This window comes from Methylorubrum aminovorans (assembly GCF_022179725.1).
Lineage (GTDB): Bacteria > Pseudomonadota > Alphaproteobacteria > Rhizobiales > Beijerinckiaceae > Methylobacterium > Methylobacterium aminovorans.
In genome coordinates, this window is record NZ_BPRC01000008.1 from 153,486 (window position 1) to 166,312 (window position 12,827).

Below are 12,827 nucleotides of genomic sequence, written 5' to 3' on the forward strand. Positions count from 1 at the left end.
CCGGGCGCCTGCTTCAGCCTGCGAGCGGAAGCGGTTTCGTGGCAGCGAGCTGCGTTCCGCCTTTCCGCTCCAGCAGGCCCGGCGGGGGCACCGGTGCCTCGATGGTGCAGACCACGCCATCGGGCTCGTAGAGCAGCTCGACCTTGCCCGCGAGCTCGCGGGCGAGACTGCGCTCGATCAGGCGCGAGCCGAAACCGCGCCGCGTCGGCGGCGTGACGGGCGGGCCGCCGCTCTCGCTCCATCGCAGGGAGAGGAACAGGTCCGGCCGGCGCTGCACGGTCCAGGTGATCGTCACCCGCCCGCCCTCTCTGGAGAGCGCGCCGTACTTCACGGCGTTCGTGCCGAGTTCGTGCAGGGCCATGGCAATGGACAGGGCCAGCCGCGGCGCGAGCCGCAGGCGCGGGCCCGAGACCGCGAAGCGTGAGTCTTGTCCCTCGGCTGCCTCCAGCGGGCGGATCGCGTCGGCCACCACGGTCTTCAGCTCGGCGCCTTCCCAACTCTCGCGGGTCAGCACGTCGTGGGCGCGGGCGAGCGCCAGCAGCCGCGCCTCGAAGGCGGCCTTGGCCGCCTGCGCCTCCTCGCCGTCGAGCCCGCGCAGGGATTGCATGGCGATCGACTGGACGGTGGCGAGCGTGTTCTTCACCCGGTGGTTCAGCTCGTTGATGAGCAGGCGCAGATGTTCCTCGGCCCGCTTGGCGTCGGTGACGTCAACGTTGCACCCGGTGAAGCCGAGGAAGGTGCCGTGATCGTCGAGCCGCGGCACGCCCTCGCAGCGCAGCCAGCGGATCTCGCCGTTGCGATCGATCACCCGCATCTCGGCCCGGAACGGGTGCCGGTGCTCGAACGCCTCCTGGAACGTCGCCCGAAAGGCCGGCAGATCCGGCGGATGCACGATCGACTCCCAGCCGCCGCCGGTCATCTCCGTGGCGGGGCGGCCGAACAGGTGGTCGAAATGCATGTTGGCGAAGACCACCTCGCCGGTCTCGTCGGTCATCCAGATCAGGGCCGGGGCCGAATCGGCCATGTGGCGGAACCGCGCCTCGCTCTCGCGCAGGGCCGTGAGGCCGCGCTGGGTCTCGGCGAGCGCCCGGTCGCGCTCCTCGCTGCGGGTGCGCAGCCGCAGCGAGGCTTCCGAGAGCACGTCGGCGAGGCGGCGGATCTCGTGGATCGGCGAGGCGACCCGCGGGATTGCCTGCCCGCGGGCGAGCGCCGGCCCCGACGCCGCGAGCTGCCGCAGCGGCTTCGAGACCCGCGACCACAGATGCACGGCAAGCACCGAGGAGGTGGCGAGCACAAGAAGCCCGAAGCCACCGAAGGCCCAGATCCAGCGCCGCAGCCGCGCATCGACCAGTTCGCGCGGGATGCTTGCCCCCACGGTCCAGCCGTTCAGGCGCGAGCGCGCCTCGACCACGGTGACGGGTTTGAAGTTTCGGTCCCGTCCCTCCCAGACGCCGGGCGTGCCCGTCGCGGTCTGGCGCAACGTCGCCAGCCGGGGATGCCCGACCACGCCCGGCATCTCGGGCAAGCGTGCGAGCACCACCGCGTCCCGGTCCGAGACGCCGGTGACCCAGCCCCGGACCTGTTCACGGCCGAGGATGCCCGCGATGCGATTCAGGGGCACCGCGAAGCTGAGGATGAAGGCGACGCGGTCATCGATCCGCACGGGCAGCGCGACGGCGTAGTGCGCCTGATCGGGCGTCGCCCCCGCGAGATAGCCGGTGACCATGGAGCGCTGCCCGCCGTCGATCAGTTCACGGTCGATCGGCAGCGTCGTCACCGGCAGGGGCGCCCCCGGCTTCAGGGCCGTGTTGACGATCTGCTGTCCGTCCGGCCGGCGCAGCACGAGATCGAGGCCGATCGCCTCGCGCACCAGACGGGCCTGATTCTCGAAATTGGCGAATTCGCCATCCCTCAGCCGCGGCGAGGTGGCGAGCGTCTGCAGCACCGAGACGAGCCCGGCCGTGTCGCGGTCGATCGACAGGGCGATCCCGCGCACGTTCTCCCGGGCATCCTGCTCGAAGCGGGCGCGTTCGGTGGCGGCGTAGCGGGTCAGCAGGATGGCGGTGAAGATCAGACCCGGACCGATCAGCGCGATCACGAGCATGATCAGGTAGAACTGCGTGGAGAAGCCACGCTGGCCGAGCCGGGAGAGCATGCGTCGGATCAAGGCGTCCCGCGGCGTTGGCCTGTACGATGTTCGAAGAGTGGCGTCCGGCCATCATGCCCCAGCGCGGGCCTGCGTGCCAACTGCTCTGTCTCAGCTCTCCCGCCCGGCTCGATCGACATGGCCGAGATCCCGCCCCGGATCGATCCGATCCCGCACCCGCTGCTTGAGCACCTTTACATCCGGAAAGCCGCCGTCGCGCACACGCTCCCAGATGACCTCCTCATCGTACGCGATCACGAACACCCCGCCGGTGCCAGGCCGCAGGGCGACCTCACCGAGATCGTCGCGAAAGGTCGAAAGGAGTTCCTGCGCCATCCACGCCGCCCGCAGGAGCCACTGACATTGGGTGCAGTAGCTGATGGTGATGCGGGGACGGGCGGAAGCGAGGGCAGGCGCATTGTTCATCACAGGAACGCCGCCGCAACCGAACACGCGTTGTCAAGCGGCGAATGTCCGCCGGCGCGAATGCGGTTGCTTCGGCACTGACCCTTCTCGCAGCCGTGGCAGCCCCTATCTCCGACAGCAGCTTCTGCCGCCAAGCTCGTTTCGGAGATTGCCCGCCATGTCCTTCTCTCTCAGTCCCGCGGCACCTGCTCGCACCAGCGTTCTCGGTCGCCTCGTCTCCGCGTTCGCCGCGCTCTGGCTGGCGACCTGCCTCTCCGGCTGCGGCGCGATCAACCGGGTGCCGAGCCTGGAGGAGCAGGCGAAATCGGCCTGGAGCGAGGTGCAGAACCAGTACCAGCGCCGGGCCGACCTGATCCCGAATCTCGTCGAGACCGTGAAGGGCTACGCCAAGCAGGAGCAGGAGACCCTGACCCGGGTGACGGAAGCTAGGGCCAAGGCCACCAGCGTCCAGGTCGATGCCTCGACGGTCAGCGACCCGGAGAAGTTCAAGCAGTTCCAGGACGCCCAGAACCAGCTCTCCGGTGCGCTCGGGCGACTGCTCGCCTCGGTCGAGGCCTATCCGGATCTCAAATCCAACCAGAACTTCCTGGCCCTGCAATCGCAGCTCGAAGGCACGGAGAACCGCATCGCCGTGGCGCGGCGCGACTACATTCAGGCGGTGCAGGCCTACAACACTGAAATCCGCACCATTCCCGGCCGCTGGATCGCTTCGTGGTTCTACCCCGAGGCGAAGCCGATGGAGACCTTCACCTCGACGCCGGGCGCGGAGCGCGCGCCGAACGTGAAGTTCTAGAGCGTCGATTTTGCATCGTCCTTGTCCGAAAGCCGGCGGCCACCGTTCGGGACGATGCTCTCGCACGCCCGCGCGAGGCACCCTGTCGATGACGCGCCCCGATTGGACCGCTCGGCGTCCCGCGGCCGGCCTGCTGCCGGCCTTGTGGCTCGCAGGGCTGATCTGGATGGTCCTCGCCGGACTCGCCGCGGCGGCCGAGCCCGATTTTCCTAAGCTCACCGGGCGGGTCGTGGATGCGGCCGGGATCCTCTCGCCGGAGGCTCGAACGCGGATCGACGGCAAGATCAAGGCGCACGAGGACAAGACCGGAGACCAGCTCGTCGTCGCTACCGTGCCGAGCCTTCAGGATCTCACGATCGAAGACTACGCCAACCGCCTCGCGCGGAGCTGGGGCATCGGCCAGAAGAAGACCAACAACGGCGTGCTCCTTCTGGTGGCCCCGACGGAGCGCAAGGTCCGGATTGAGGTCGGCTACGGGCTCGAAGGGGCGCTGACCGACGCACTGTCGAAGACCATCATCACCAGCGCGATCACGCCCCGCTTTCGCCAAGGCGACTTTTCGGGCGGGGTCGAGGCGGGGGTGGATGCCATCCTGCCCATCCTCGCGGGCGATGCCGACGAATGGCAGCGCCGGGCCCCGGTGCGAGCGGACACGGTCGATCCCGTCACGGTGATCTTCTGGATCATCGTCATCATCGCCCTCGTCATCGTGCTGTCGCGGATGAGCGGGGGCGGGCGCGGAGGCCGAGGCGGCGGCTTCGTGGTCATCCCCGGGCCGTCCGGCGGATGGAGCGGCGGCTTCTCCGATGGCGGCGGCGGCGGCTTTTCCGGCGGTGGCGGCTCGTTCGGCGGCGGAGGAGCATCCGGTGACTGGTAGCGCGTCGATTCTCGACACGGCCGCGCGCGAGCGGATCGCCGCGGCGATCGGACGGGCGGAGGCCGGCACCGCGGGCGAGATCGTTGTGCTCGTGGCCGCCCGCGCCGGACTCTACCGCTCCCCTGGCCTCGCCCTCGCGCTTGCGGTCGCGCTTGCCCTGCCCTGGCCGCTGATCCTGCTCACCGATCTCGGCGCGGGGGAAATCGCGCTCGTCCAGGCGGCCTGCGTGCTCGCGACCCTCCTGTTGACTCTGAACGAGCGCCTGAGGATCGCACTGACGCCGCGGCGCTGGCGTCGCGAGCGGGCGCACGCCGCCGCCCGTCGCGAGTTCTTCGCCCATGGCCTCACCGGAACGCGGGGGCGCACCGGCGTGCTGGTCTACGTGGCGCTGGCCGAGCGCTACGCCGAGATCGTCGCCGACCGGGGCGTGCGCGCGCGTATCGAGGAGGCACAGTGGCACGCCATCGTCTCGGACCTGCTTGCCGCCGCCGGTCACGGGGCGCTCGGCGAGGGTCTCGTCGCGGCGGTGGAGCGGGTCGGTGCGGTGCTTGAAGCGGAGTTCCCCGGCCGTGACGCGGACAACCAGCTTCCCAACCGGGTCATCGTCCTCGACTGATACGGTCTCCGCTTGATCAAAGCGGGGATCGGATCAGCTAGCCCGCGCGGCGCTTGAGCGAGGGTCAAATCCGCCATCCCGAAGGGATCAACCGGATTTGGTATGACGCGCCCGGTGTGGCGCGAGCGGCACGGCCCACCCGACGGGTCACGGAGGCTCACGGAAATTCCGGCAGAACGTCGACGCGCTGGCCTGCAGGCGCATGACTCACACTCTGCCAGCGAGGTAACGCGAGCTGGAAGTTGTCACTCCCCAGACGGGGGAACGCGAACCTGTGTATTTCCGGCAACTGGCTTCACCGGAAAAATTGCGCCAAACAGAACCGCGTAAGGCCGCCTGCATCAAGAATGCGGCCAATGACGGAGTGAGGCGTCGCATGGGCGCGATACAGAAGCACGGGCCTTGGGCCCTGGTCGGGGCCTTGGGTGCCGCGGCATTGGCGGTGGTCGCCATAGAGCGAGGGGAATCGATCAACGCCCTATGGGTCGTGGTCGCGGCGGTCTGCGTCTACCTCATCGCCTACCGCTACTATTCCCTCTACATCGCCAACAACGTCATGCGCCTCGATCCGAAGCGCGAGACCCCGGCCCATCGCCACAACGACGGCCTCGACTACGTTCCCACCAACAAGTCGGTCCTGTTCGGCCACCACTTCGCGGCCATCGCCGGCGCCGGCCCGCTGGTCGGCCCGGTGCTCGCGGCGCAGATGGGCTACCTGCCCGGCATGCTCTGGATCCTCGCCGGCGTCGTACTCGCGGGCGCGGTGCAGGATTTCATGATCCTGTTCATCTCTATGCGCCGCGACGGCCGCTCACTCGGCGAGTTGATCCGGGCCGAACTCGGGGTGATCCCCGGCGTCATCGCTCTGTTCGGCACCTTCATGATCATGGTCATCCTGCTCGCCGTGCTGGCGATGGTGGTGGTCAAGGCGCTGGCCGAGAGCCCCTGGGGTACCTTCACCGTCGGCGCGACGATCCCGATCGCCCTGCTGATGGGCCTCTACGCCCGCTACGTCCGGCCGGGTAAGGTCGGCGAAGTCTCGATCATCGGCTTCGTCCTGCTCATGGCCGCGATCGTCTACGGCGGCCAGATCGCCGCCGACCCGTACTGGGGCCCGGCCTTCACCTTCACCGGCGTGCAGCTCACCTGGATGCTGATCGGCTACGGCTTCGTCGCCGCCATCCTTCCGGTCTGGCTGCTGCTCGCCCCGCGCGACTACCTCTCGACCTTCCTCAAGATCGGCACCATCGTCGGTCTGGCCATCGGCATCGTTTTCGTGGCGCCGCACATGCAGATGCCGGCGATGACGAAGTTCGTGGACGGCACCGGACCGGTCTGGGCCGGCTCCCTGTTCCCGTTCCTGTTCATCACCATCGCCTGCGGCGCGGTCTCGGGCTTCCACGCCCTGATCTCCTCGGGCACGACGCCGAAGCTCGTCGACAACGAGCTCGACACGCGCTTCATCGGCTACGGCGGCATGCTGATGGAGAGCTTCGTGGCGATCATGGCGCTGGTCGCCGCCTGCGTGATCGACCCCGGCATCTACTTCACCATGAACTCGCCGGGTGGCCTTGTCGGCACGACGCCCGAGAGTGCGGCGGCGGCGGTGACGGCGCTCGGCTTCCCCATCGGCGCGGATGTGATCGCCCAGACCGCCAAGGATGTCGGCGAGCACTCGATCATCTCCCGCACCGGCGGCGCACCGACGCTGGCGGTCGGCATGGCCCACATCATCTCGTCCGCCATCGGCGGCAAGGCGATGATGGCCTTCTGGTACCACTTCGCGATCCTGTTCGAGGCGCTGTTCATCCTTACGGCAGTGGATGCCGGGACCCGCGCCGGGCGCTTCATGCTGCAGGACCTGCTCGGCCTGCTCTCGCCGACCTTCAAGGACACCACGTCCTGGGGACCGAGCGTGGTCGCGACCGCGCTCTGCGTCGGCGCCTGGGGCTTCTTCCTCCACCAGGGCGTCACCGATCCGCTCGGCGGCATCTACACCCTATGGCCGCTGTTCGGCATCTCGAACCAGATGCTCGCAGCGGTGGCGCTGACGCTCGCCACCGTCGTGATCTTCAAGATGAAGCGCGAGCGCTACGCCTTCGTCACGATCATTCCGACGGTGTGGCTGTGCATCTGCACCCTCACCGCCGGCTGGCAGAAGATCTTCTCGCCCGACCCGAAGATCGGCTTCCTCAGCCACGCGGATCGGTTCGCGAAGGCGATCGCCGAGGGCAAGGTCCTGGCACCGGCCAAGAGCATGGACGACATGCACAAGATCGTCTTCAACGATCGGATCGACGCGGCGCTGGCCGTGATGTTCGTCGGCCTCGTCGTGGCGATCGTCGTCTTCGGCGTGATGGCCTGCATCAAGGCGTACCGCGCCGACCGTTGGACGGCTCTCGAAGCCGATCCGAAGCTCGCACCCGCGGAGTGAGGCCGACATGACCGGGACCGCAGCACCGTCGCAGAACTTTCGCGATCGCCTTCGGGCCTTCAACAAGTGCGTCTGCGATGGCGCGCGGCTGATGGTGGGTCAGGGCGATTACGGGACTTATGTCTCCCACATCTCCAAGACCCATCCCGATCAGACGCCGATGACCGAGCGTGAGTTCTTTCGCAATCGCGAGAACGCCCGCTTCGGGGTCGGCAACAGCTCGGGTTTCCGCTGCTGCTGAATTACGGATGTCTCACCGGCATTCGATCCACGATGGCTAGAAGGACGCCGGGTCTTAGCAGACCCGGCGTTCGTCGTTTGGGGGTCGGGTCATCGGGCTGTCGGTTGCTCCCTAGTCATTTCAGACCAGAGCTGCCGCGATGATTTTCACGTGAAATTAACCCTGAAGGCGCCGGTTCATAGGTCTCGTCCCAACGCTTCAGCTCGCCGTGTATCGTCGCAAAAATGGCGCGAGCGATCCCGGACCCAACCTATCCGGAGGTGGTGCGCTGCCGGATCGCTTCGCTGATGTTCATGATGACGGGAAGACACGCCTGACGCGATCAAACTCGAACCGAGCCTGTCATCGAATGAGGCCCACCCATACCCGAGAGTGCCTAAATCGTTGATTGAGCACCCCGCGCTGTTGCAACGCACTCGTCGAGGATTCTAGTCTCCCAACACCAAGGGGGGACTGCGACGATGAACCAGCTTGAGGGCGTGCCGAGCCCGGCTCCGGCACGAATGGGCGCGATCGCGTTCGATCGCCGAGTGCCGGGCTTGACCGGCATCGTGGTCAAGGGATTCCTGCTTTCGCTGATCACGTTCTCGATCTACCGGTTCTGGTACATCACCAACCTTCGGCGCTATTTCTGGAGCCGCACGATCGTGGCCGGCAGCCCGGCCGAGTATCTCGGCAACGGCAAGGAGCTGTTCCTCGGCTTCCTCGTGGCACTGGCTATCCTGGTGCCAGTCTACCTCGTCCTGTTCGTCATCGGTCTCCTGAGCCCGGTGCTGGCCGCACTCGCCGCGCCGATCTCCTTCATCGGCCTGTTCGTTCTCGGGCAGTACGCCCTGTATCGCGGCCGACGCTACCGCGCGTCGCGCACGCGCTGGCGCGGCATCCGCTTGGGCCAGGACGGATCGGGTTTCGCCTATGCCGGGCGTGCCAGCCTGTGGTGGCTCGGGACTCTTCTCAGCCTCGGCCTCGCCTTCCCCTTCATGCGCGCGGCGCTGGAGCGCTACCGCATCGACCACACGCTGGTCGGCCAGAGCCGGATGCACTCGACCGCGACCGGCCGCTCGATCCTGCTCCCGTGGATGATGTTCTACATCGTCGGCCTGCTGCCGATCCTTCTGAGCATCCTGGCGCTGCTGGCGGGGACCGGCTTCGACATTCCGAGTGATCTGCTGATCCAGGATCCGGCGAGCGAGAAGAGCAAGCTCATCTTCAACCCGGCCTACGAGGACACGCCGCTCGTCTACTACGCCAGTGCCATCGGAATCGCCGCGTCCTTCTCGATCCCGCTGGCGCTCCTGCTGATCCCTTTCTACCGCGCCCGCGAGACCCGTGCCTTCCTCAATGCGACGCATCTCGGCGGGGCCCGGCTGATCTCGTCGCTCAAGGCGCGCCAGTTCTACTTCCCCTATCTCGTCTACATGCTGGCGGTGATCGGCTTCATCATCGTGCTGGGCATCATCTTCGCCCTGCTCGTGCCGCTGATCGCCCAGGATGGGGAGAATGCGGGCATTCACGCCTTCATCATCGTCTCGACCGTGTTGCTCTATCTCGGCGCGATCCTCGGCACGAACGTGCTCTACGTCCGCATCATCACCGTGCGCCTGTGGCACGCAGTGGCGACCACGATGCAGATCGAGAATCTGCCGGCTCTGGAAGCGGTCCTCGCCTCGACCCGCGCGCCCGCGAGCGGCCTGAACGAGGGGCTGGCCGACGCGCTCGATGTCGGTGGCGCCCTCGAAATCGGGCTCTGAGGTGACAATGGAGGCGATCACCACCGAGGGCACCTTCTTCGACGGAATCAGCGCCCGGCCCCGACCGGTGACGTTGCGGCTGACCTTCCGACTGGAAATCGTCGGCGAGGACATCACCCGCGACTGGAGCCTGCTCGACCTGCGCGCCGCGGACGCCGCCCCCCCTCTGATGCGGATCAACCACGCACAGGGGCCGGAGAGCGTGGAGTTCGCCGATGCACCGTTCGCGGAAGCGTTGACGGCGCGCTGCCCCGATCTGAACCGGGCTGAGGGCGGAGGCGGCGTCACTCGCCTCGTGCTCTGGTCGATCGCCGCCGGCGTGTCCGTGCTGCTGACCGCGATCTACGGCGTGCCGGCGGCGTCCGGCCTGCTCGCGCCGCTGGTGCCGCAGGCGTTCGAGGCGCAAATCGGGCGCAGCGTGGACGGGCAGATCGTCACCCTGCTCGACAACCCGCCGCTCTGCAACGAGGCCGCGGCGCGGGCCGTGCTCGACCGGCTGGCGGCGCGGCTCACCGAGGGCATGGCGTTGCCGGTGGCGCCTCAGGTCAGCGTGCGCCGCCACAAGGTCGCCAACGCCCTTGCGCTGCCGGGCGGCCGGGTGATCCTGCTCTCCGACATCATCGCCAAGGCCAGGAACGGCGACGAGTTGGCCGGCATCCTCGCCCACGAATTCGGCCACGTCGCCGCGCGCGATCCGATGCGCTCGGTCATCACGGCGGGCGGCACCTCGTTCCTGCTGAGCCTTGTCCTTGGCGACCTCACCGGCTCGACGGTGCTGGTGACGGTGGGCCAAGCGGCGATCTCGGCTGGCTACTCGCGCGACGCGGAGCGGGCGGCGGATGCCTATGCGGTCGCGGCGGTGAAGCGGGCCGGCGGCGACGGGGCGGCGCTCGCCGCGATCCTCGAGCGCATCACAGACGCCGACCACGAAAAGCCGGACGCGATCTCGTTCCTTCGCTCGCACCCATTCACGGCGGAGCGGGCGGCGCGGATCCGATCGTTGGCAGGAGAGAAGCCCGCCGGTCCGGGCATCCTGTCGGAGGCCGAATGGACAAGCCTTCAGGGCATTTGCCCAAAGCAGGCCAAGCCTGAGAAGTCGAAGCCGGACGAAGGGAAAACTCGGACCGAGAAGCTCTGATTCCGGTTTCGAAAGATCGAGACCTTTCGCGGGTGCAGGGCGAAGCCCTGCCTTTTCCCCGAAGGGACGGCGCCATGCGCCGCCCCGATTGTGCCGTCGATCAGACGATCGGGCGCGGCAGCTTGCAGCTGTCGAGGGCGTTCAGCGCCTTCGCACGGGCCGTGTCGTTGAAGTAGCCGGTGGTGCGGTAGGAGGCGATCTCGTCCTTGTCGAGGGCGGAGAGGGTGCGCTCGGCGTAGCAGCCGCAAGGAGCGGCGAGCGCGTCTTCGGCAACCTTCTGGAACTTGGCCTGGGTCACGGTGCAGGCGTGGCGCACGCGACCCGTGAGGTTGCTCTTCGAGGCGGTCTTCAGCGCCGGATCGGGCACGTAGCCTTCGAGCGAGGTGTACTGCGTCGAGCGCCCCGCCGAGTTGCAGGCGGCGAGCAGGGATACGAGGCCGGCCGCGACGAGCAGGCGGCCGGTGCGCGAAAATTTGGAGCGCATGGAGCAAGAATCCGAAGAGAGACGGGAAAGCGTCGATCGTCTGCGTTCTTCGGTCCGCCCGCCCCGCGCCGCTAGGGCAGCAGAGTCACACTCGGCCGGATTGCGCCGTCCTCGACGGTTCGAGGCCACCGCGGCGTCAGCCCCGCGCAAGCTTGAGCGTGTTTCTCGCCGGCCCCGTGCCCCGAGGCCGGCGAGGACGGCCTTACGCGGCGATATCGGCGTCGGTGAAGAACTGCGCGATCTCGAGCTTGGCGTTATCAGCGCTGTCCGAGCCGTGGACAGTGTTCTCGCCGACGGACTCGGCGAACTGCTTACGGATGGTGCCGTCGGCGGCCTGGGCCGGGTTCGTGGCGCCCATCACCTCACGGTACTTGGCGACGGCGTTCTCGCCTTCGAGCACCTGCACGACGACGGGGCCGGAGGTCATGAACTCGACCAGCTCGCCGAAGAACGGGCGCTCCTTGTGCACCTCGTAGAACTTCTCCGCCTGCTCGCGGGTCATGCGGATCCGGCGCTGGCCGACGATGCGCAGGCCGGCGGCCTCGATCACGGCGTTGACGGCACCGGTGATGTTGCGGCGGGTCGCGTCGGGCTTGAGGATGGAGAAGGTGCGCTCGTTGGCCATGGTCCGGTCCGGTTCGTTGGAGAAAGGGGTCGCGCGACGCGCTTGAATGAGGGTGGCTGGAATGCCGCCCGAGAGGCTGCCGGCGCGCCGGGCTTATAGCGGTGCAGCGATGCCCCCTCAACCGACCGGCGAGCGGGCATCAGAACAATCGCTTGTAAGCAATCACTCTGGTTTGCTGCCGGCCTCGGTCACCAGCGTTCGCCGCCGCGGGTTCAGGCTTTCGCGGCGCGAAGCGGAGATCGCCCATGCGGTCCGGATGGCGGCTAGCGCGGCCTTTTTCGGCCTCGCCATGGCTTCAGCGCAACACTGCCGAAAAATCGCCGGATTGCGAGGGCTGATTCGGGAGACGGTTCGCCTGCCCCGGCTCGCCGCCGGGGCGATCCTTTCTCCGCAAGCCACACGCCCGTATCCGGGCTCAGCCTCAGGAGCCATTTCATGCGTATCGCCCTCAGCCTCGCCGCTCTCCTGGCCTCCAGTTCGGCCTTCGCTGCGCCCAAGGATCTCTCCGGAACCTGGCTGACGGGAGATGGACGCGCCAAGATCCGTATCGATCGCTGCGGTCCGGCCGGCAGCAACGCCTGCGGCAAGGTCGTTTGGCTGAAGTCTCCGGCCGACGATGCCGGCGCGCCGCGCACCGACGTGAAGAACCCGGATCCGAAGAAGCGGGTGCGGCCCATCATCGGTCTGACGCTCCTCGACAACCTTAAGCCGGAGGATGCGGGCTTCGCGGGCGAGATCTACAATGCCGACGAGGGCAAGATCTATCAGGTCAGCCTGGAGCGCGAGAGCGATGCCGAGCTGAACGTGCAGGGCTGCATGCTCAAGGTGCTGTGCGGATCGCAGACCTGGACCCGCGTGCCGGACGTGAACCAGCAGGCGGCCGCAGCCCCGGTCGAGGTGCCGACCAAGCCCGCGAAGGCCGCCAAGCCGGCTCCGAAAGCGCCCGCCGCTCCGGCGGAGTGACCTGCGCCGCCCGCACGCGTCTCACGCACATGGAAAAAGGGCGCGGCCTCGCGGACGCGCCCTGAAGTTTGCCTAACCTGATGGGGGTCACGGCTCATCCGAGCTAGGGCCAAGCTTCCGGCCGGCAAGACGGCGCATCGCCGAAAGGGCGACAATCGATCCGGCGCCTGCTGCCGTCCCCTGTTCTTCGACGCTGACGGCGGGACCGTCATCGTCCTGTCGGATGTTTCCGTTTTCTCCCTGCCATCGTGGCGCCCGCGCAACCGTTCCGAAGCCTCGTGCTTTCCGCGGGAGCGGGCCCATTACGGCGGCAACGGCATCTGCTAGGCCGCT

The 12,827-nt window shown here is 67.8% G+C and carries 12 protein-coding genes; 8 read left to right on the forward strand and 4 right to left on the reverse strand.

Going from position 1 to position 12,827, the window contains the following annotated elements:
- Nucleotides 1-13: 13 nt before the first annotated feature.
- Both MFF24_RS13275 and MFF24_RS13280 read right to left on the reverse strand, forming a co-directional pair.
- On the reverse strand, nt 14-2,155 hold the full coding sequence (locus MFF24_RS13275) for a sensor histidine kinase (protein WP_108939962.1): 2,142 nt from the start codon (nt 2,153-2,155) through the stop codon (nt 14-16).
- A 102-nt stretch (nt 2,156-2,257) separates the two neighbouring features.
- Nucleotides 2,258-2,572 (reverse strand): Rdx family protein, encoded by a 315-nt coding sequence (locus MFF24_RS13280; protein WP_238224858.1) that lies wholly within the window; start codon nt 2,570-2,572, stop codon nt 2,258-2,260.
- A 157-nt stretch (nt 2,573-2,729) separates the two neighbouring features.
- Between MFF24_RS13280 and MFF24_RS13285 the strand changes: the two genes are divergently transcribed.
- The 7 genes from MFF24_RS13285 to MFF24_RS13315 all read left to right on the forward strand — a co-directional run bounded on the left by MFF24_RS13285 (nt 2,730) and on the right by MFF24_RS13315 (nt 10,422).
- The gene (locus tag MFF24_RS13285) at nt 2,730-3,365 is read left to right on the forward strand and encodes a LemA family protein (protein WP_133089472.1); all 636 of its coding nucleotides are present in this window, start codon (nt 2,730-2,732) and stop codon (nt 3,363-3,365) included.
- Between the two features lie 88 nt (nt 3,366-3,453).
- Complete coding sequence (locus MFF24_RS13290) at nt 3,454-4,242, forward strand: TPM domain-containing protein (RefSeq protein ID WP_238224859.1); 789 nt, start codon at nt 3,454-3,456, stop codon at nt 4,240-4,242.
- Nucleotides 4,232-4,858 (forward strand): TPM domain-containing protein, encoded by a 627-nt coding sequence (locus tag MFF24_RS13295; RefSeq protein WP_238224860.1) that lies wholly within the window; start codon nt 4,232-4,234, stop codon nt 4,856-4,858. Before MFF24_RS13290 ends, MFF24_RS13295 begins: the two co-directional genes overlap by 11 nt.
- 376 nt (nt 4,859-5,234) lie before the next feature.
- Entirely contained in the window at nt 5,235-7,292 is a 2,058-nt protein-coding gene (locus MFF24_RS13300; RefSeq protein WP_108939958.1) for a carbon starvation CstA family protein, read from the forward strand.
- A gap of 7 nt (nt 7,293-7,299) precedes the next feature.
- Entirely contained in the window at nt 7,300-7,533 is a 234-nt protein-coding gene (locus MFF24_RS13305; RefSeq protein WP_108939957.1) for a YbdD/YjiX family protein, read from the forward strand.
- A 461-nt stretch (nt 7,534-7,994) separates the two neighbouring features.
- Nucleotides 7,995-9,284: a YjgN family protein gene (locus MFF24_RS13310; RefSeq protein ID WP_238224861.1), complete on the forward strand. Its 1,290-nt coding sequence runs from the start codon at nt 7,995-7,997 to the stop codon at nt 9,282-9,284.
- 7 nt (nt 9,285-9,291) lie between these two features.
- Nucleotides 9,292-10,422, forward strand: coding sequence for a M48 family metallopeptidase (locus MFF24_RS13315; protein WP_238224862.1), 1,131 nt, complete (start codon nt 9,292-9,294; stop codon nt 10,420-10,422).
- A gap of 100 nt (nt 10,423-10,522) precedes the next feature.
- On the opposite strand, the gene MFF24_RS13320 is transcribed toward MFF24_RS13315, so the two are convergent.
- Nucleotides 10,523-10,906, reverse strand: a complete 384-nt coding sequence (locus MFF24_RS13320) for a hypothetical protein (RefSeq protein WP_238224864.1) — start codon at nt 10,904-10,906, stop codon at nt 10,523-10,525.
- Nucleotides 10,907-11,108: 202 nt separating this feature from the next.
- Nucleotides 11,109-11,531: a nucleoside-diphosphate kinase gene (gene ndk / locus MFF24_RS13325; RefSeq protein WP_108939953.1), complete on the reverse strand. Its 423-nt coding sequence runs from the start codon at nt 11,529-11,531 to the stop codon at nt 11,109-11,111.
- A gap of 435 nt (nt 11,532-11,966) precedes the next feature.
- Between ndk and MFF24_RS13330 the strand changes: the two genes are divergently transcribed.
- Nucleotides 11,967-12,494 (forward strand): DUF2147 domain-containing protein, encoded by a 528-nt coding sequence (locus MFF24_RS13330; protein ID WP_238224865.1) that lies wholly within the window; start codon nt 11,967-11,969, stop codon nt 12,492-12,494.
- Nucleotides 12,495-12,827 lie beyond the last annotated feature (333 nt).